The 19,493-nt window shown below is 41.9% G+C and carries 25 protein-coding genes, 1 tRNA gene, 1 pseudogene and 1 CRISPR repeat array; of the genes and pseudogenes, 20 read left to right on the top strand and 7 right to left on the bottom strand.

Features of this window, described 5'->3' with window-relative positions; all coding sequences use genetic code 11:
- The first annotated feature begins 43 nt into the window (after positions 1-43).
- From cas4 to COT72_04360, 5 genes are all read left to right on the top strand, one after another.
- Complete coding sequence (cas4, locus tag COT72_04380; protein PIN99798.1) at positions 44-601, top strand: type V CRISPR-associated protein Cas4; 558 nt, start codon at positions 44-46, stop codon at positions 599-601.
- 4 nt (positions 602-605) lie between these two features.
- Positions 606-1,580: a type V CRISPR-associated endonuclease Cas1 gene (locus tag COT72_04375; protein ID PIN99797.1), complete on the top strand. Its 975-nt coding sequence runs from the start codon at positions 606-608 to the stop codon at positions 1,578-1,580.
- Positions 1,577-1,849, top strand: a complete 273-nt coding sequence (gene cas2, locus COT72_04370) for a CRISPR-associated endonuclease Cas2 (GenBank protein PIN99796.1) — start codon at positions 1,577-1,579, stop codon at positions 1,847-1,849. The genes COT72_04375 and cas2 overlap by 4 nt, the downstream gene beginning before the upstream one ends.
- 207 nt (positions 1,850-2,056) lie before the next feature.
- A CRISPR array of direct repeats spans positions 2,057-2,807; the repeat unit is 36 nt; unit sequence GTCTAGAAGCATGCTTTAATTTCTACTATTGTAGAT.
- A gap of 390 nt (positions 2,808-3,197) precedes the next feature.
- The gene (locus COT72_04365) at positions 3,198-3,587 is read left to right on the top strand and encodes a hypothetical protein (protein PIN99795.1); all 390 of its coding nucleotides are present in this window, start codon (positions 3,198-3,200) and stop codon (positions 3,585-3,587) included.
- A 53-nt stretch (positions 3,588-3,640) separates the two neighbouring features.
- Positions 3,641-4,681, top strand: coding sequence for a sodium:proton exchanger (locus COT72_04360; protein ID PIN99794.1), 1,041 nt, complete (start codon positions 3,641-3,643; stop codon positions 4,679-4,681).
- Positions 4,682-4,816: 135 nt separating this feature from the next.
- Here COT72_04360 and COT72_04355 read toward each other — a convergent pair whose 3' ends face one another.
- From COT72_04355 to sodN, 3 genes are all read right to left on the bottom strand, one after another.
- Entirely contained in the window at positions 4,817-5,029 is a 213-nt protein-coding gene (locus tag COT72_04355; protein PIN99793.1) for a hypothetical protein, read from the bottom strand.
- Between the two features lie 61 nt (positions 5,030-5,090).
- Positions 5,091-5,387 carry a hypothetical protein gene (locus tag COT72_04350; protein ID PIN99792.1) on the bottom strand — a complete coding sequence of 99 codons (297 nt, stop codon included), beginning with the start codon at positions 5,385-5,387 and terminating at the stop codon, positions 5,091-5,093.
- A 12-nt stretch (positions 5,388-5,399) separates the two neighbouring features.
- Entirely contained in the window at positions 5,400-5,876 is a 477-nt protein-coding gene (gene sodN / locus COT72_04345; protein PIN99791.1) for a superoxide dismutase, Ni, read from the bottom strand.
- A 29-nt stretch (positions 5,877-5,905) separates the two neighbouring features.
- Here sodN and COT72_04340 point away from each other — a divergent pair, with 29 nt between their 5' ends.
- The 15 genes from COT72_04340 (at position 5,906) to COT72_04270 (ending at position 17,088) form a co-directional block, all read left to right on the top strand.
- On the top strand, positions 5,906-6,517 hold the full coding sequence (locus COT72_04340) for a hypothetical protein (GenBank protein PIN99790.1): 612 nt from the start codon (positions 5,906-5,908) through the stop codon (positions 6,515-6,517).
- 41 nt (positions 6,518-6,558) lie between these two features.
- A complete protein-coding gene (locus COT72_04335) occupies positions 6,559-7,239 on the top strand; it encodes a hypothetical protein (protein PIN99789.1) in 681 nt (226 codons plus the stop codon).
- A 77-nt stretch (positions 7,240-7,316) separates the two neighbouring features.
- Entirely contained in the window at positions 7,317-7,673 is a 357-nt protein-coding gene (locus COT72_04330) for a hypothetical protein (protein PIN99788.1), read from the top strand.
- 43 nt (positions 7,674-7,716) lie between these two features.
- Positions 7,717-7,799 (top strand) — tRNA-Ser (locus tag COT72_04325).
- A 1,159-nt stretch (positions 7,800-8,958) separates the two neighbouring features.
- Positions 8,959-9,282 (top strand): hypothetical protein, encoded by a 324-nt coding sequence (locus COT72_04320; protein PIN99787.1) that lies wholly within the window; start codon positions 8,959-8,961, stop codon positions 9,280-9,282.
- 234 nt (positions 9,283-9,516) lie between these two features.
- The gene (locus COT72_04315) at positions 9,517-9,804 is read left to right on the top strand and encodes a hypothetical protein (GenBank protein PIN99786.1); all 288 of its coding nucleotides are present in this window, start codon (positions 9,517-9,519) and stop codon (positions 9,802-9,804) included.
- Between the two features lie 186 nt (positions 9,805-9,990).
- Entirely contained in the window at positions 9,991-10,182 is a 192-nt protein-coding gene (locus COT72_04310) for a hypothetical protein (protein PIN99785.1), read from the top strand.
- Positions 10,183-10,584, top strand: coding sequence for a hypothetical protein (locus tag COT72_04305; protein PIN99784.1), 402 nt, complete (start codon positions 10,183-10,185; stop codon positions 10,582-10,584).
- Between the two features lie 167 nt (positions 10,585-10,751).
- Entirely contained in the window at positions 10,752-11,993 is a 1,242-nt protein-coding gene (locus COT72_04300) for a hypothetical protein (protein ID PIN99783.1), read from the top strand.
- Positions 11,990-12,223 carry a hypothetical protein gene (locus COT72_04295; protein PIN99782.1) on the top strand — a complete coding sequence of 78 codons (234 nt, stop codon included), beginning with the start codon at positions 11,990-11,992 and terminating at the stop codon, positions 12,221-12,223. Before COT72_04300 ends, COT72_04295 begins: the two co-directional genes overlap by 4 nt.
- A gap of 173 nt (positions 12,224-12,396) precedes the next feature.
- Positions 12,397-12,648 (top strand): hypothetical protein, encoded by a 252-nt coding sequence (locus COT72_04290; protein ID PIN99781.1) that lies wholly within the window; start codon positions 12,397-12,399, stop codon positions 12,646-12,648.
- Between the two features lie 43 nt (positions 12,649-12,691).
- Positions 12,692-13,579 carry a hypothetical protein gene (locus COT72_04285; GenBank protein PIN99780.1) on the top strand — a complete coding sequence of 296 codons (888 nt, stop codon included), beginning with the start codon at positions 12,692-12,694 and terminating at the stop codon, positions 13,577-13,579.
- A 53-nt stretch (positions 13,580-13,632) separates the two neighbouring features.
- Entirely contained in the window at positions 13,633-14,115 is a 483-nt protein-coding gene (locus COT72_04280; GenBank protein ID PIN99779.1) for a hypothetical protein, read from the top strand.
- Between the two features lie 24 nt (positions 14,116-14,139).
- Positions 14,140-15,939 carry a hypothetical protein gene (locus COT72_04275; GenBank protein PIN99778.1) on the top strand — a complete coding sequence of 600 codons (1,800 nt, stop codon included), beginning with the start codon at positions 14,140-14,142 and terminating at the stop codon, positions 15,937-15,939.
- A gap of 51 nt (positions 15,940-15,990) precedes the next feature.
- Entirely contained in the window at positions 15,991-17,088 is a 1,098-nt protein-coding gene (locus COT72_04270; protein PIN99777.1) for a hypothetical protein, read from the top strand.
- Between the two features lie 6 nt (positions 17,089-17,094).
- Here the strand turns inward: COT72_04270 and COT72_04265 are convergent.
- From COT72_04265 to COT72_04250, 4 genes and pseudogenes are all read right to left on the bottom strand, one after another.
- Positions 17,095-17,695: pseudogene (locus COT72_04265) on the bottom strand (hypothetical protein).
- Positions 17,696-17,763: 68 nt separating this feature from the next.
- On the bottom strand, positions 17,764-18,225 hold the full coding sequence (msrA, locus tag COT72_04260; GenBank protein PIN99776.1) for a peptide-methionine (S)-S-oxide reductase: 462 nt from the start codon (positions 18,223-18,225) through the stop codon (positions 17,764-17,766).
- Positions 18,226-18,282: 57 nt separating this feature from the next.
- Positions 18,283-19,029 (bottom strand): hypothetical protein, encoded by a 747-nt coding sequence (locus COT72_04255; GenBank protein ID PIN99775.1) that lies wholly within the window; start codon positions 19,027-19,029, stop codon positions 18,283-18,285.
- Positions 19,030-19,032: 3 nt separating this feature from the next.
- Positions 19,033-19,299, bottom strand: coding sequence for a hypothetical protein (locus COT72_04250; protein ID PIN99774.1), 267 nt, complete (start codon positions 19,297-19,299; stop codon positions 19,033-19,035).
- Between the last annotated feature and the right edge of the window lie 194 nt (positions 19,300-19,493).

Here is a 19,493-nt window from a genome sequence, read left to right as displayed (position 1 = left end):
ACAAAGTAAGCGGAGTGAATGGCGGTTTTCTGGAGGTAATTAAATGGAGCAAAACATCAGAATATCAAACCTAAATGATTTCATATTTTGTCCAAGAAGCATCTATTTTCACAATTTGTATTCTTCTTTTGATGAGACACTCTACCATACCACGTATCAAACAAAAGGAAAGAATGCCCACAAGACTATTGACACGCAAAAATATTCAACAAAAAAAGTGATTCTTGAAGGTATTGACGTATACAGTGAAGAGCTGGGCGTAAGTGGCAAAATCGATCTTTTTGATGTTGAAAAAAGGATTCTTACAGAAAGAAAAAACAAGATAACAAAACTTTATGAAGGATATTACCTGCAACTGTATGCGCAATATTTCTGTTTGGTAGAGATGGGTTATGCAGTTAAAAAGATACGGTTTCATTCGCTTTCAGATAACAAAATTCATGATGTTGCATTGCCTGGAAACAATGAAAAGAATAGATTAAAAGAAGTTATAGCAAAAATGAAGCTTTTTTCGTTGGAAGACAAAAATTTTACCCAAAACCCCAACAAATGCGGGATGTGCATCTACAAAGAATTATGTGATTACTATAAAGGAGATTAAAAACATGCTAAGCAGACCCGATTTTATGGCAAAGCAAATGCTTTTCATTGAGAGTGATAACTCTAAAAAACTGAGGCTTAAAAATTCAAATCTTATTCTTACTGATGAAAACAATAAAATTGTTCTTCAACATCCTTGCAGCAAAATTTTTATGGTTTTTATTTTAGGAGAATTCTCGATAACTTCTGTTCTGATAAAGAATGCAAAGAAATATGCAGTTCCCATAGTGTTTCTCAAGCATAATCTTAAACCTTATTTTTCTATAATCCCCGATAATAAGGGAAATTTTTTATTGAGAAAAAAGCAATATTCCAATAGTAATGATCTAGAAATTGCCAAGCACATAATCAGCAACAAAGTCAAAAACCAAATCAGTTTAATGAACTCATTGCGATACAAAACCGTTAAGGAAAAGAACAATATATCAAAAATAAAGGGGCTTTTCAAACAGATTGGCCATGCTCAAAACAGCCAGGAATTGCTAGGGATTGAGGGAACAGCTTCAAAACTGTTTTTTGAAACATATTTCAAGAATCTAAACTTTAATGGTCGAAAGCCAAGATGTAAAGATGACATTTTTAATTTGCTGTTGGATATAGGCTATTATTATCTGTTTAATTTCATAGAAGCAAATCTGGAACTTTACGGCTTTGACACATATTGCGGATTTTACCATAAGCTCTTTTTTCAAAGAAAATCTTTAGTCTGTGATTTGGTAGAGCCTTTTAGGTGTATCATTGACCGCCGTATAAGAAAAAGCTTTAATCTGAAACAAATAAATAAAGACGACTTTTATTTCAAGAACGGACAGTTTTATGTAAAGAGAAATTTCAATAAAAAGTATTCTCAATTGTTTTTAAAAGAGATTCTTCAACAGAAGGAAAAAATATTTCTATATATTCAAGCCTATTACAGATCATTCATAAAAGGAAAAGGAATGGACAATTTTCCTGTGTTTAACATAGAGGCAGAAACATGATGATTTTAACATATGATATTCAAGAAGACCATCTAAGAACTGAGTTTTCCAAGTTTATTTTAAGTTATGGAAGAAGACTGCAATACTCAGTATATGAAATAAGGAACAGTAAAAGGATTTTGGATATAGTGCAAGAAGAAATTAAAAATCGGTTTGAGAAACGATTTAGCCAGGGAGATAGCGTCTTGATATTCAAAATAACAGCAGAAAACCAAATTTTAAGGTTTGGTTATGCTAAAAATGAAGAAACTGACCTGATTATGTATTAAATCTGCAAACCTAAGTCCTAATATTATACGAGAATATCGCTGATATCTACGAATTCGCTACCTTTAGCCGCTCTAACATCGTTAAAGAAAGACTTAAGAAGAATAGAAATAACCAGTTATATTGGAAATGAGTTTTAGAGGTGAACGTCTAAAATGATGTATGCTAGAGGAGATTAAGCAAATGCTATAAAGATTCAAATCACCACTGTCTAGAAGCATGCTTTAATTTCTACTATTGTAGATTAAAATTCTCGCGCCCGTCTGGACTGCGAGGTCTAGAAGCATGCTTTAATTTCTACTATTGTAGATTCATGTGTAATCATTGCACATTTGGTGTAGTCTAGAAGCATGCTTTAATTTCTACTATTGTAGATGCATGAATGAGCGCCCGCACGTGTTGCAATCGGTCTAGAAGCATGCTTTAATTTCTACTATTGTAGATATACCGCGGTTAGGCTTTGGTTTATCCGCGTCTAGAAGCATGCTTTAATTTCTACTATTGTAGATCGTACTTCGTTCCAGACGTCACTGAACGTGTCTAGAAGCATGCTTTAATTTCTACTATTGTAGATGAGAACGTCACGGATGATACTTTTTTGAAGTCTAGAAGCATGCTTTAATTTCTACTATTGTAGATGCAATACCCAACGCTCAAAATATTCCGGTCTAGAAGCATGCTTTAATTTCTACTATTGTAGATCTACAATCACTAACGCCCCACGTCTTAAGTCTAGAAGCATGCTTTAATTTCTACTATTGTAGATACTTTCTCCTCAACTTCCTCAATCTTTTGTCTAGAAGCATGCTTTAATTTCTACTATTGTAGATCCACTCCCTCACTACCTTCTCAGCGAAAGTCTAGAAGCATGCTTTAATTTCTACTATTGTAGATGTGGAGGGTTTGACTATTAACGCGGATGAGGTCTAGAAGCATGCTTTAATTTCTACTATTGTAGATCAGAGATGTCCTTCTTTTCCTTCAACCATAAAGCCCTGCGGGTGAGAAATGAGTGTGCCTCCTTTTGGGGTAAGCGCGCAAAAACCGCTTCATATTTTTACCTGTTTTGTGCGTGGTTTTTTATAACAGTTAATCCTCTGCATAATGAATGGTCAAAGAGCAATCTTACAATAAGCAGCGCGTGTTTGCGTGCGAGGTGTGCGGCTTTTTGTACACAGCACGAGCGCGCGCTCGTGAGTGTGAGCAGTGGTGCAAAACGCACAAAACCTGCAGCTCAGAGATTGTAACACACGTGATTTCGCGTGCATAAATCGCTCAAAAAAGGCTCCGTGACATAGCGCCTCTCAGGGGTACTGTTTTTTTATATGCTTGTTTGCATGCGCATACGCTATGAAACCCCGCTTTAAGATTTGTGACTTACAAGAAATCACGCGCAGTGAGTACGTGCAACGCATGAGTGACACGTACAAAAAAATATATACGAGTCTGTTTAATAACAATGAAGGCTTTCTGAGCCTCCTTGAAAAAAGAGAGGAACTCTCAGACTTTGTAGAACTCTTTGATGGTGCTCAAAACATTAAGGATAAAACGCAGGTGTATGCATTCTCAAATTTTCTCAAACAAACCTCAGAACTCACCGCCCTGCTCAACACGTTCTTTCCTACTCGCGGGCATCGCTACTTTGTATTCAAACATGACACCACGCGCATGACCACCATTCCAGTAGAAGAATATGAGCGTCTTGTTCAACAAGAACGTATTGACAACAATTATTACTAAGCCAGCGCAAACCTATTTATGAACAAAGCGCGTGTCATTACCTTGAAAGGGTAATGATTGAGCATAGTATCATACTCATTGTTGGCGTAGTTTTACTTGTCAAAGGTTCTGATGCGTTTGTTGAGTCAGCAACGCGTCTTGCAAAAAAATTAGGCATCTCAGATTTTGTTATTGGCGTCACCCTTGTTGCAATCGGCACATCCTTGCCAGAGCTTGTTGCAACACTCACCGCGGCTCTGAATGGGTATGCGGGTCTTGCGTTTGGAAACGTGATTGGCAGTAATATTGCAAACATAGGACTCATTCTTGGTCTTACTACGCTCTTTCTTGTTCTTAAAACAAACCGGGTTGTTTTGGAACGTGATGGCTACGCACTTTTAGCAATCAGCGTAGTATTCTACGCGTTCGTAATTGACGGAGGGCTCTCACAAATTGAAGGGGTTATTTTGATTACTTGTTTTTTTGCGTACATGGCGTTTTTGCTTTCAATTCGTCACAGACCGCATGAGTACGAGTTTTCAGACTTTGTAGCACACATAACCTCACGAGGGATTATTACGCGCATCACGCGCAGCGCAGCCCAGTTTCTTGTGCAAAAGAGGGTCTGGTCATTTTCTTTTGCGCATTCTTTTAGCAAAAGTGTTTTCAAGGACCTTGCAATCGTAGCAGTAAGTTTAGCAGCGGTGCTTGTTGGCGCAAACGCGTTTGTAAATTCTGCAGCATGGATTGCAAATATGCTTATGATTTCGCAAACAATCATTGGCGCATCAATTGTTGCACTTGGCACGTCATTGCCTGAATTGTCCGTTTCGTTTAGTGCTGCACGAAAAGGTCTTGGAAACTTGGTTGTTGGAAACGTTATTGGAAGCAACATCACAAATATCTCGCTTGTTATTGGCAGTGCCGCTCTTTTTGGTGCGCTTCCTATCAGTTTCATGTCACTCTGGTTTTTTATTCCAACAATGCTTCTCTTAACAATTGTAATGCTCTTTTTTGTTAAGACAGGAAAGAAGTTGAGCAAACAAGAAGGCATAGTGCTCTTGTTTATGTACGTGCTTTTTTTGTACGCGCTTTCAATTATCCAGATTTTGTAGTAATCCACGTTTTTCTTCTATTGCAACGAGAACACGTTTTTCTCCATTCAATGACGTTTGAAGAGAATTGAGTTTTAGAAACTGGTTTTGTCCATGCGTGCAGTCCAAGCCTGCAAAGAACGCTTTTTTTTGTTTTCATCGTTTTTTTCGCGAGCCTTGTTTTTTTCGTGCAGGCGTGATGCGTTTAAATGTGGTACGATCAGTTACGCTAAGTCCAATAGCAAGCGCGAGAAACGCGAGAAAAAGCCCCCAATCCTGAATAACAAGAAATACAATGCTCAGAAGAAAAAACGGGAACGCCCGATAATAGGGATATCGGTGCAGTTGCTTTTTCAAACGTTTATCCATATCTATCCTCTTGCAGGCTTCATTTTTAAACCTTGTTTTGACACTCGCGTGTGAAACAGACTCACGGGTGCATGTGCGGTGCTTTTATGGAAAACGCGTGTTTTGCTAAAATCGCTTGGCGCGCGATTCCACGAAAGTTTGTGCTTTGCTGCAGGTTGTCACCCGCAAGCTCGTAGACGCTGTTTTTTACCTGCACAATACGCTTTATGACCTGCACCCCCGTGATAGGATGCTTGCATAAGACAATATCCCTTTTTTTGAGCGTTTTAAAAAACGTGTGAACTACTACAAAATCGCCATGATGGAGTGTTGGCTCCATACTTGGACCAATAATGCGCACAATACTAATCGGTAGCATGCAAAACCAGTCTTAGTCGTGGAGTACGAGCTCTCCGCCACTAGGGTAGGGTGCTTTCACGCGCTTCGGGTTTTTTCCTTTTGTTTTCCAAAAGATTTCGCTAATCTCTTGCACGGTTGCAAGAAGAGCTTCACCATCTTTTCGGTCTGTTCCTTGACGGGTTTTTGATGCTTGCTTGAGCGCGCGCCAAACCAGTTCAGGCAGGTTTGGGAATTGTTTAACATGCTCATCTTTAAAGTAGTCTCCCCAAAGAATTCGAATCTGATGCTTGCACGATTCTGCATGCTGCTCTTTTACGCTTGTGTAGCGAGCAAGGCTGTGCACGTTGCTGGATTTCGCTTCTTTAATAAGGTCTATCATGCGAATAACCGTGTGTGCATCTACTTGTGCCTGGTGAGGGTCGTAGATTCCACAGGGAATATCGCAATGCGCGTGCGCGCTTGGGAAGCGCACAAAACGGTCAAGAACACGTACCAATGTGTATAACATATGTTAAGTTGGTGGTGTTTTGTTATATAATGATTTCTGTAACTATCAAAATGCTTATGTTTGGAGATGAGTTCTATATGAATACTATGGGTTTGTTTGATAGCATTTTGCTCTATCTTGAAAATGAGGTGGGTCCAATATTTGTCAGACTCGTGCTCGCCCCGCTTGAGTATCCTGATATGTTGTGGGTGAGCATCCCGCTTGTTGTCTCAACTCTTGCCATGGCGTTTTATTTTGGCACGTACGTAAAAGAAAAGCTGGGCTGGAATACCGCGTTTGGCAATAGTCTTGTCTTGTTTTTTGTTGCAATTGATTTGATGCGTGAAGTGCTTTCAGCCCCGCGTGTGCTGTCATTTATTGCAGGCATTCTCAGCCCGAATTTTTTTCTTGCTCTTATGGTTGGCGCTTTTGCAGTTGTGCTTGCAACAGTTGATTTTTTGCACAAGCTTCCTGAACAAATCGCATTTTTTATTAGCGCGCCGCTTGTGCTTAACTTGATAGCATATGTGAGTATGGCAATTGTATACGCCTGTCTTCCTTTCACTGGTGCAACCCTCATTTCAGGATTGCTTTTATTTCTCTCTTTTTCAGTGATTATTGGCGTGTTCAAGTATTTTTTGCGCGTATTGTTTACAACGTAATTCTGAAATATTTTTAAGTGCGTAAACATACAAATACTGTGATGGATAGGGATGCTGGTTTTTTTCTTGTTGCACTAGGCATATTTTTTATACTCCTTCAAACCGCGCTTTGGAAGCCGCTTTTTAGCAACCCGTTTATACCGCCAATTATTCTTATTATTTTTGGAATCAGTCTTTTGACTATTGGCGTTGTGCAACCCCTGCGTCCGTTTGGAACCCTGATTAATTGGCTTTTTGTCATGAGCATTATCTTTTTTGTCATGGCCCAAGGCTTCTCTTTTGCAACATGGCAAGAGTCTCTTTCATTAAATGAGTATTACGCAGTTGATGCATCCCAGGGCGTTCTCGTGTACTTTGGTGCAGGAGATATTATCATTACACAAATCAATGACTCGTATATTCACTTAACTGGGTCGGTTGACGCGCAGTATCGCATTCAAGCGGGCAGTCCTGGTGAGGTAGTAGTCACGGGGGGTGTTGGAAGCATTGATATTGTTTCTCTGCCCGCAAGCGTGTCTCGCGTTAGCATGACCCTTGGCGTTGGTGAAGCTATCTATTCTACAAGCAATCAGAACGCGTCAGTAACGTACGCAGTTGCTGTTGGCTCATACAACTCGCCGGGTCGTGAGCGTTGCGTGTTTTGTAGCGGGCAGGTTACGCTTGGTTCAAACGGAATCCCGGTTGATATTGCTGTTGATGTGGGAAGCATACTTGTACGATAAAAAAATACGTTTCTTAAACAAGGCAGGTAGCATGGTTTATACTCTTTATAGTAGCGTTTTTGGTCTAAACCGGTTTCTTGGCCTGCCCGTGCCGTGTTTTGCTTGGCATTATTCGTTTCATACGTTTTATTGGTTGGTTGCTTGTTGCAATAGCGGGATTCTTTACACCGTTGTTTATTACACATTACGCAGTAAAAAAGCGGTTTTCCGCGTTTTTTGAATTTAGAGAAGCGCTTAACCCGGTTATCAAAGACCCGCTTAGTTTTGTTGTTGTAGTTATATTTTCATCGCTTGTTGCTGCTGGGTGGTTTATTCTTGGTATTATCCTGCTTGGTGTTGGGTTGCTCTTTACTATTCCTGCAGCGGTTGTGAGCGTTGCATACATGTATGGCGTGTTTTATTCGCATCATAACATGCAAGAATTATTTGGTTAGAGTAAATATTTATAACCCTCTTTTTTGTTTGTCTAGCAGTACTGCCAGGATGGCTGAGTGGTTAAAGCGCGGCGCTCGAGACGCCGTATCAGAAATGATACGCAGGTTCAAATCCTGCTCCTGGCGCTGCTCTTCTTTTTTTTAAGTCGCGCGTATACGACAAGAAGGTGTCGCTTAACTGCATTGACTTATTATTCTTTGCGCTTTGAAAAAAGTAAAAGCGCTGCAGATGCAACCACGGCGCGTTTCTCCTTCTTTGATGCGATACGAGAAATTATAATACAGCAACTATAAATATGAGTATAGAACGTTAACTATGTTATGGGTAGGGAATTACTGTTTGCACTTCTTGTTCTCTCCCTTTTATTTACGTTCCCCACCCAAGCCTCATACGCACAGGAAAATCAAACCACTCCAACAACAGAAACTGAATGTTCAAATGGCGTTGATGATGACGCTGATGGCTTAACTGATTGTGATGACACAGACTGTGCGAGCCTTGAGGCGTGCGCACCAGAATGTGGCACAAACATAACCATAAGTGCTTCCTGTAAATGCGGTGGCACCGTTTACTCTTCAGGTTATTGTTGCAGCGATGCTACGTGGTCAGGTGATTATTATTCGTGTCCGGAATTTACTATGTGTTCATCAACTGGATATTGGAATTGCCAGACTCAAGAAGAGTGTGAAGGGATAGGTGCGGCAAATTGGTGCACTGATTCAGCAGGCTATAGTTCGTGTCAGTCAGGTGCGTGCCCGTCTAATACCTGTTCATCCACTGATTATTGGAACTGCGCGTCACAGTCTGAATGCGAAACAGTAGGCGCTAACTGGTGTATGTCTGGTTCTTCAAGCTGGTGTCAAAATACCGCATGCCCAACATACACATGTAACGCGAATGAGCGCTGGTACTGCTACACGGAATCAGAATGTAGTGGTGCAGGGGGCATTTGGTGTAGTAATTACTGCTACGAATCAAACTACACCTGTTCAAGCACGAATCAAACTTCCACTTCGTGTTCTGCGTCGTATCCGGGCTATTGTTATAGTGAAACGAATTGCACGAGTGTTGGTGGGGTGTGGTGCAGTAATTATTGTTACAGCGCTGGTTATTCTTGTCCGAGCGTGAACACTTCAGCCTATTGTGGCAATGGTCTTTGCGATAGTAATGAAACATCTAGCTCATGCCCAACTGATTGTGGTAGCACAAATACTACAACAAGCATGACTTGTTCTGCGTCGTATCCGGGCTATTGCTACACTGAATCCGCATGCGCGGGCATTAATGGCGTGTGGTGCAGCAATTACTGTTATTCCTCAGGGTATGTATGCCCAAGCTCAAATCAAACTAACACGACGACTAACCAAACATATACCTGTTCTGCTTCACAAACAAGCTATTGTTATAGTGAAACGAATTGCACGAGTGTTGGTGGGGTGTGGTGTAATAATTACTGCAATGATGCAGGCTACTCCTGTTCAAGCACGAACGAGACAACAACTACAAACCAAACTACAACCACAAATCAGACAAATCAAACGGGTACGAGTTCGTGTAACACAAATGAAGCATGGAATTGTCAAACTGAGTCAGAATGTTCGCAAGTAAGTGCCAATTGGTGTGCTGACACCTATGGAAACACCTGGTGTCAGAGTTATGCGTGTCCTTCATACGAGTGTAATGCATCATCAGCGTGGAACTGTAATGATAAAGAGTCATGCAGTGCCAGTGGGGCTAATTGGTGTGCAAGCTCAGGTGATTACGGCTGGTGCCAGACGTATGAATGTCCTTCCTGTAGCGCATCCGAAGCGTGGAACTGTTATTTAGAATCAGATTGTACTGGTGTTGGCGCGAATTGGTGTGGCACGTATTGTTCAAGCCAACCCTGTCCAACCTGCACTGCTACTGAAAAATGGAATTGTAATACTGAATCGCTGTGCGAAGGCGTTCAAGGAAATTGGTGTGCAAGCTCAGGTAGTTATGGTTGGTGTCAAGAGTATGATTGTCCAACATGTAACACAACAGGGTTATGGAACTGTTACTCAGAATCAGACTGTACCAGCGCGGGCGGCGATTGGTGTGAAGACGTGTATTCAAGTACGGGGTGGTGTTCAGACGACTGCCCTATAAACACGCAATCTGCATGTGAAGACAAAGGAAAAAACTGGTGCAAATCCTCAGGCGGTGGTCCTAGTTGGTGTCAATCTGATGCCTGTCCATCCTACACATGTTCTGCAACGGAAAGCTTGAATTGTAAAACAGAAAGCACGTGTACCAGCGCAGGTTCGAATTGGTGTGGTACGTGGTGTCAATCTGATGCCTGTCCAACCTGCACTTCGTCATCATTATGGAAGTGTGGAGATAAGGAAAACTGTGAATCTGCTGGTGCTAAATGGTGCAGTGATAAAAGTGGAAATGCATGGTGCCAAAAAGACACGTGCCCAACATTCAAATGCTCCTCAAATGAAGCATGGAATTGCCAGACAGAGACCACCTGTAAATCAGTAAGTGGCGTGTGGTGTAATAATCCTGAATCAACCAATGCAACCACATCGGGATGGTGTAACAAAGCACCATACACCTGTCCTGACTATTCATGCTCACAAGCAAACCCTTGGAATTGCGCATCACAATCAAACTGTGAAGGTGTTGATGCACAATGGTGTGAAGGCTCAGGGGACTATGGCTGGTGTCAGCAAGAAAATTGTCCCGAATGCAGTGACAATAACCCCTGGAATTGCTTCTCACAAACGTCTTGTGAAGGTGTTGATGCACAGTGGTGCACAGGTTCAGGTGATTACAGTTGGTGTCAGCAAGAAAATTGTCCAACCTGCACTTCGTCAAAAGTGTGGAACTGTTACACGAAATCAGACTGTACCAGCGCGGGCGGCGATTGGTGTGGCAGTGTGAACGCTGGCTGGTGTAATGCAGGAGAATGTCCGATTTGCACGGCATCACAACCCTGGAACTGTTTTTCAGAAAGTGACTGCAAAAACGCGGGTTCGAATTGGTGTGGTACGTGGTGTCAAGAATCCCAATACACCTGCCCGTCATCGTCAAAGACAGGATTCAAGTTGGTGCAAGAAGTTCCCCAAGGCTGTGAAGAACTATTTGATGCGGACGCGGGCATAAGCACTATTGTGTGTGAAAAAGAACAGAGAATATGTCCAACACGAGACCCTAGCTGGGAGCAAAAATGTATTGAGCAGGGCGGGCTTCCCGAATATCATATTGGGCCTGATACGTGTGAATTCTTAAAATGTAGCTTTGAAGATGAGAATAAAACCGCACGTCTATGGGAGAACAAAGCAGAATGCCAAACTATTGAGCAAAATAATGAGGATGTATTGCGCTGCAAAGAATTTGGAGGCTCGCCAAAATACGTGAAGAAGAATGGTTGTGAACGTGTAGTGTGCGAGCGAAAAGAGACTGATAAGTGTGTGGGTGTTGACTCGTTGAGTCCAAACATTGTGCAAGAAATAAAAACAAAATGTAATTCACAAGGATTGCAGGTGGTTCGGGACTACAATACGCATGGATGCGAAATACTCGCCTGTGGTGCAAAGGAACAATACTGCAAGAGTGTTCCTGCAGAAGCGTACACACAATGTAAAGGCGAGCTAATCGTGGAAAAAGATGCTAAAGGATGCGTTACCTTTGTAGAATGCGTTGCAAAAGGTGATGCGATGGTTAGTTTGGAGGCGCATGAAAAACTTGAAGAAGTGCCAGATTCAGCAATCCTGCTTGGCATGGTTTTCAAACTTGAAGATTTGAAAATAAGATTCGTAGAGCTTGGAGAAAAGATACAAGCAATCGCAGCGTTCTATCAAGAACGAAATGATACAAATGGGGCGCGATTCGAGCGCGCATCTGAAATGTTGTTTACTGCCGCAGATGAAGTGGAAGATATTCTCAACTTCCTTCGCGATACTATTGAGAGCTTGAGCGTGCAGGATATTGAAGATGTTAAGCTCAAGATACGTCACTTGCGAAAATCAACACTCAAAAACGTGCTCTACATTATGCTCAGTAGCTCAGAAGAAGTCCGGGATATAACACAAGGAAACGTAGCCGACTGTGGTTTTGATGAGGATTGTTTTGACGCAGCGTTTCGCCTCTGTAAGCAAGCAACATTCACGCCAGAAGACGGTGTTGAAGCAGAAATTAGAGGTTTAGAAAACGGCATGTGCTCAATGTATGTAACGGACAACAACCAGGATATGACCTGCAGCATCCCTCATTACTCCTCAGGAATTGAAGACCCGCAAGTTGATATTCTTCCCTATTGTGAAGGACCATTAGTGGCGGTGTTAGCATGAAACGATATATTATAGCATTCATGTTTGCAACACTGTTCATTGGATGCACGCAAATTGGTGACTCTCTGACAAAGGAATCAGACAATCAAACAAGCACGAACCAAACAGCAACAACAGGTGCAGTCGTGGTTATAAGCGAGCAAGAAGCAAAAACCGTTGTTAGAGATGTGAGTAAAAACATTCAGGAAGTTTCAGAATTGTTAAATGACCTGGACTTAGATATTGCTTAACTGCTACCCGGTACGCTGCAGCGTGAAACGTAAGAAACGCACAGATTAGTCTTGTGCGTGTAATGTTGCATTAATAACGGTGTAGCGCAGTTCTGCAGTGCAGGGTTTTGTTGCTTGCTCTTTAACAGTACAAACACAAATTTTAATTACACATGGTGCGGTGAAGTTAGCGTATGGGATTGTTTAGTTTTTTCAAAAACGTGTTTAGTCGTGGAGGAAGAACAAGCGTTCGCGTTGTTGGATGGGTTGGGAAAAAAGGTCTTGCTGTTGGCGACAGAGTGCTTGAATCAGGAAGCAGAGTTGTGGTAAAAGGCTCAAAAATGACCATAAAACATGTTGGAAGACGAAGCGTTGAGTTTGTTAAAGACACCGGAGAAGTCGTTTCAATCTCAGTTAAAAAACTGCCGGGCCTTATTGAAAAATAATCATCTAAATCTTTAAATAACTACATTCTTATCTTCACAATTAATGAAATACGGCTTAGAACGCGCATTTGCGCGCGTAAAAGAGCATAATGACCCTTGTGCGCGCCAGGCTTTTCTTGACTTGCTCGATATTTCAAACACGCAGATTAAGAGTTTGACCTACATTAAAACTGTGCACTTACTCAACCCTTACACCTATATGAACGTGAACACGCACCACTTATTTGCTGTGCGTGACACGCCAAAACTAAATGTAAACATTTTTCCCCACACCTTTAATCTCAACTCTCTTGAGGAAATGCTCATGCTTCTTGAACATGAAGAACAACACATTCTTGATGCGCACGCGCAACCACGCGTGTTTGCAAAAAGCTTTGAAGAATACTTTTTTGTTGACTACTTGCAAAACAATACGGCTAAAAAGTCAGTCATAACCCTGCTTGAAAAACCTGATGCGCAATTAGCTGAAACGCTTACTGGTGATTTTGCGCGCTCACTTACGTACCGCGACCAACTTTTTAAAGAGCACTCACCTGACATGACCCGACTTTTGCAAAACATAGAAAACGTGGCGTATCATTTTGACACGCGATTTGCTCCTCTTGTTGAGAAAACGGGGAGTATTGAGCAAATACTCGCACACCTCAGTGATGTGTTCTTGGCTCGATTTCGATTAAAATTTGTAACCTCAGAACTCTCAGCCCTCACACATGAAGTGCATGCTCTTGGGACAAAATCACTGTCACCTGATTTTGTCGCAAACGCGTACAAAAGCCTGTCAGCATGGATTAAACGATGGGAGGACGCAAAAAGCGAGGTTGATACGTTTGAAAATAACGCGTGTATCAAGAATATTGAGATTCGAACAAAACTAGTGTACAAAAAGGCATGTCGCGCGCAAAACAAAAAACCAATACCCGTTTTTGCGTGAATAACGGACACGTCTACTTGCTCTTTAAAAAAACATAACACCTCCAAAGAGTCATGTCCCATATTAATTACGCGCTTGACTACACTGTTGAAGTGTTTATTGTGCATGATCATAAAGTGCTTTTGCGAAAACATGATAAGCACAAGATTTGGTTGAGCGTTGGCGGACACATTGAGACAGGCGAAGACCCAACACAAGCAGCACTGCGTGAAGTAAAAGAAGAAGTAGGACTTGACGTGCTGCTCTACGCGCCTGAACAAGCACCATCCTTTGAGGAAGGTGGATACCAAGAGCTTGTTCAACCCACCTATATGAATAGACACCGCATTAATGACCATCATGAACATCTTACCTTTGTTTATTTTGCAACAACGCACAGCCCAAAACTCACGCTCTCAAAAACAGAACTGAGTGATGGCGTGAAATGGTTTGGTCTCGAAGAACTCTCACAACCCGAATACGACGTGCGTAGCTCAATCCAGTTTTATGCGAAAAAAGCATTAGAAAGTGCCAAACAATCTGCTAAAAGATTTTAAGTGATAACGCGCTTATGTGAAACTATGAAACTTGAATGGGACTTTTCACCATTATTCTCAGGAGATTCTGACCCAAAAATTGAGCAGAATCGCAAAAAGTGGCAAAGTGCAACTGACACGTTTATCAAAAAATGGAAGAACAGAACTGACTATCTTACAAAGCCCAGCGTGCTCAAAGAAGCACTTGATGATTACGAAGCATGGTCGCGCAGGTATGGCGTTGAAGCCGATGAACTCTACTATTTTTGGCTTAGAAGCACGCAAGACCAGCTTGACACAACCATCAAAGCAAAATTCAGGGCAGCAGACGCTCACTCAAAAAACCTCATTAATGACACCCGATTCTTTGAACACGCACTTGCAAAAATTGACAAAAAAACACAAGAACTTTTCTTGAAATCAGCTGAACTCAAAGCATATCGTCATGTTCTTGAAAGAATCTTTCAAACAGCAAAATACTTGCTTAGTGAAGAAGAAGAGCGCATTCTCACGTTAAAGTCAGCAAGCGCGTACGAGTCGTGGGTGCGCATGGTTTCCTCATTTTTGAGCAAAGAAGAGCGCGAAATCCTCAATGAAAAAGGAAAAAAAGAAACCAAAACATTTTCAGATATTCTTTCACTTTTAAACAGTCAGAATAAAAAAGTTAGAGATGATGCGGCACGCGCATTTAATGATATTCTTGCAAAACATGCAGAACTTGCTGAAGCAGAAATCAATGCCATTCTTGAAGATAAAAAAGTCAATGACACATTGCGCGGGTACACGCGAGCAGACCAGTCACGCCATGTTGCTGATGACATGGAAAGCGAAGTGGTTGATGCAATGCTCAAAGCAGTAAAAAAAGCATTTTCGCTCTCAAAAGACTACTACGCGCTTAAAGCAGCATTGTTTGGAAAAAAACAACTTGCGTATCACGAGCGAAACGTTCCTTTTGAATTGGAAGAAAAAAATTACTCATTTAAAGAAGCAGCACAACTTGTCACTGACGTGTTTTCTGATTTAGACAAAGAATTTGCCGACTACCTCACATCATTTATTGAAAACGGCCAGATTGATGTGTTTCCAAAAAAAGGAAAAACAAGTGGCGCGTTTTGCGCGCATGGACTAATAACACAACCCACCTACGTTTTGCTTAATTTTACAAAAAAACTCTCAGACGTAACAACACTTGCGCATGAGATGGGTCACGCAATTAATAATGAGTTAATGAAGAAAAAACAACACGCGCTCTATTTTGGCACGTCACTTGGAACTGCTGAGTGTGCAAGCACGTTTATGGAAGACTTTGTGTTTGAACGACTACTCAAAGATGCAGATGACCCCACGCGTCTCGCATTATTAATGGAAAAGCTCAATAGTGATGTGTCAAGTATTATGCGCCAAGTTGCATGCTACCAGTTTGAATTGGAACTGCACAAAACCTACCGTGAAAAGAACTATCTTTCAGTACAAGAAATTGGTGCGCTCTTTCAAAAACACATGAGCGCGTACATGGGTCCTGCGGTATCAAATGATGAGGGAAGTGAGAATTGGTGGGTGTATTGGGGTCATATCCGAAGATATTTCTATAATTATTCATATGCGTCAGGATTGCTTATTTCAAAAGCACTGCAAAAACGCGTTCGAGAACAACCCGAATACATTGAGCAAGTCAAGCAATTCTTAAGCACAGGGCTTTTTGCCTCACCAAAAGAAACCTTTGCAAAAATTGGCATTGATATTAGCACGCCCGAGTTTTGGAGCGAAGGTATTAGTGAGATACAACGTTTGTTTGACCAAACAAAGGAGTTGGCAAAAAAATTGGGAAAAACTCTAAGGTCTTAACGCTGTTTTGGTTCCCAAACTTTTTTAACCAAAAACAACTGCTCTAAAGCTATGATTGGTGTTGTTGGAGCAGGTCCTGCTGGAACGCATTACGCAAGCCTCATTAAAGATGAGGACGTGACCATTTTTGAGAAAAACTCAAAAGCAGGCTACCCCATCCAGTGCACCGGCATTGTGACTGATTCAATTAAGCGCGTTATTGACATTCCTGACGAGCTTGTGGTAGCAACAATCAAGAAATTCCGTATTGTTGCACCAAATGGGAAAAGTGTTGACATTGACCTTGACAAAGAAAACAAGGTTATGGACCGCGCGCGTTTTGATCAATACCTTGCACAAAAAGCAGAAGATAATGGCGCAAAAATTCTTCTTAATCACACCTTTCAAGGATTCAAAAAAAATGGTGACTCGTTTAAGATTATTACTGACAAAGGAAGCTTTGAATCACGCATGCTTGTTGGCGCTGATGGTCCGCTCAGTCCAGTTGCAAAAGCAGCAGGCATGTTTGGTGAGCGCCAATTCCTTCAAGGACTGCAGGTGCGCGCGCACTATAAAGGAGAGCCCGGCATCACAGAGATTCATATGGGTCTTGGCGAATTTGCATGGGTTGTTCCTGAAGATGAACACGTTGCCCGCATTGGTGTGATTGGAAAAAACGTTGCAGGGGCGTTCAAACAACTCGTTGGCTCGCATGACGTGATTGAACCCCAAAGTGGGCTTGTACCCCTCTATAATCCTAAGCAAGTGCTTGCAAAAGATGGTGCGTACCTGATTGGGGATGCAGCAACGCAAGTAAAAGCAACTACGTATGGTGGTATCATTTATGGATTGCTTGCCGGTTCGTACTTAGCAGAAAACCCTGACTCGTATGCTAAAAAATTTAACAGCAAGCTTGGCCGCGATTTGTGGATGAGCCTTAAAATGCGTGAGGCCATGAATTCTATGACACAAGACCAGTATGATGAGCTCATCCAGATTTTTAATCAGTCATCAAGCAAAAAAATATTAGAAGAACACGACCGTGATTTTCCAACAAAATTCATTGTGCAATTATTGCTCAAAGAATCAAAATTATGGCGTCTTGGTTTTAGCGTGCTCAAAAAAAGCATGTTCTCAAAAGAAAATGATGACCCGTCACAACAAGAATAACTCAACTCAATCGCGTATGCTAATTTTGATTTTTGAAATGACGTTTTTATACGCGCCCCCCCTGTTTGCAAGAGCAAGCATGAGCAGTGCTGCAAAACAGCTCAAAGCAAGCGCTGGAATGGTGATGTAGCCAAACACAAAGATGAGCTTGCTTGAGCAGGATGCGCCAAGGGCAAGCGAACAACTTGTTGCGGTATCGCTGATTTGGATGTAATAATGATATGATGATACCATCAGCCCCATCAGGATAAGCGGGAGAGCGTAATCAAACACGGACGTGTCCTTTTTTGAGAATTCCCACAAGAAAAATAAGACTTAACGGATACATAAGGATGCGCTGAAACCAGCATAGTTCGCAGGGAACCCATAACAGCACTTCTGATAAGTACAAACTGCCAAGAGTGGCGGTTGCTGCAACAAGGAAACTAAGATGCACACCATACGTTTTCCACACGCTTCCAATTGCCCGAATACGCGCGCTTTTTTTCTTGAACACGTGTTGCACAATAAGACCAAGCGCATACAACACGATAATGGCTTGTCCAAGTATGGTGAACAACACAAATAGTTTGAGAAGAACCGGCAGTGTTGCAAATGAGAATGCCATAAATTTTTTTTAGCGCACTCACTTTTTTTATAGTTATGTGTGATGAACGCTGTTAACATAGCCGGTTGCTAGCACACGTTTCCCTGTTTCTTGTAGTATTGCTGGTGGTATTCTTCTGCTCTGTAGAACGTTTCTGCCGGAACAATCGCCGTTGCAATTGGTTTTTTAAATTTCTTTGATGCATCAAGCGCTTTTTTTGATGCTTCTGCTTCTCTTTTTTGTTCTTCACTGTGATAATAAATAACCGTGCGGTATTGGGTTCCAACATCAAGACCCTGCCGGTTAATCTGGGTTGGGTCATGAATAGTCCAAAACACGTCAAGCAATTGCGCATACGAGACTTTTTTCGGGTTAAATGTTATTTGCGCGACTTCAACATGTCCTGTTTTGTCACTGCAAACCTCATCATAGCGGGGATTTTGTGTGTGCCCACCCATGTAGCCGACAACCACATTAGTCACGCCTTTTATTTTTCGAAAATCAGCTTCAACATGCCAAAAGCAACCTGCTCCAAATGTTGCCACTTCCATACGCTATTTGTCATTGTTCAGGTATAAAAACGCGTTGTCTACGCACCCGCCTTGTTGTTAGGCAAGTACGTTCTTGATTGCTTCAAGCATTTCAACACTGCGCGTTGCATCATTGAGGTTGATAAGTGGCTTTGAAATAGTTATTATGTCATCAAGACCAATGCGCGGGCACGCCGTATTCACCCAAGCCTTGATATCAGAAAAATTCTCGAGTTGGGCGTAATCAAAGGTGTTGTCAAGAAATAGGTACGCCTTTTTTCCTGAGGACGCAAGCGTTTCTTTAAGCTTCAACGCTAAATCAAGATGTTGTTGTCCGGGCTTGAGCGTGACAAGAATGCCAATCGTGTCTGCGCTCAGGTATCTGAGAATGTTTGCTTTCAGTTTTTTGAGGTGAGGCAAAATGTTTTCGCGACCAATGTATTTGTGCTGCTTGTCAAGCGGGTCAAACAAGAGCACATCATGAATTTTCCCTGTCAGAATCTGGGCATAGAGCAATGCCTGCGGGTGGAATAATCCGTCACCAATATAGAGGATAAGGTCGGCGTCTGCAATGATATCTGCATCAAATGAATCATGGTACACATCACATCCCAGAATTTGGCGAGCTGCATTCGTGCGCTTTGCGCGTGTTTCAAGAACCGTTATACCTGCGCGTTTGAGCTGCGCAATAATCGTGTCCAGTTTGAGAAATTGCACGCTTGCAAAAAGCGCAATGCTTCGTGCCTTTTTTGTAATCTCAGAAATAACCTGTTCAGTAAGAGCAAGCTCTTCTTGCCACGTTGCATCAACAAAACTCACTTTCATAGTTTACCAACCCTCCTTGCGTTTGTTGAACTTATTGTGACCCCACTGAATGAAGTGGTCAACTGCGATTGTATTGAGTCCAAGAGGAATGTCACACGCGCCATAACAGCTTGAAAGCCATATCAAAACTGTTGCACCAGTTTTCTCTTCTATCACGTCTGCAATCTGCGCTGCTTGCGGTTTGAGCCCGTCAGGTAATTGGATAAGTACGCGTTTTGATGCATTCTCCAAAACGCCATGAACCACGCGGTCAAGCTCTAATTCAAACATGTTCAAACAAGACGTCACAAGAGCAGTTAAAAAGGTTTTGCCCCCCTCCGCTTTTTTTTTGGCGAAACTATAATAACAGGAAACGTGCTAGGTAATGAGTATGCGCGCGTCAATTAAATCAGTGTTTTTCTTTCTTGCAACAACGATATTTGCAACTCCCGTGTTTGCGCAGTTGGAGGGTTCGGGGTTGTTTG

The organism is archaeon CG10_big_fil_rev_8_21_14_0_10_43_11 (assembly GCA_002763265.1).
In the GTDB taxonomy this organism is placed as follows: Archaea; Nanobdellota; Nanobdellia; order PEZQ01; family PEZQ01; genus PEZQ01.
The sequence above is the reverse complement of the archived record's forward strand: the minus strand, read 5'-3'. Positions and strand labels throughout refer to the sequence as shown.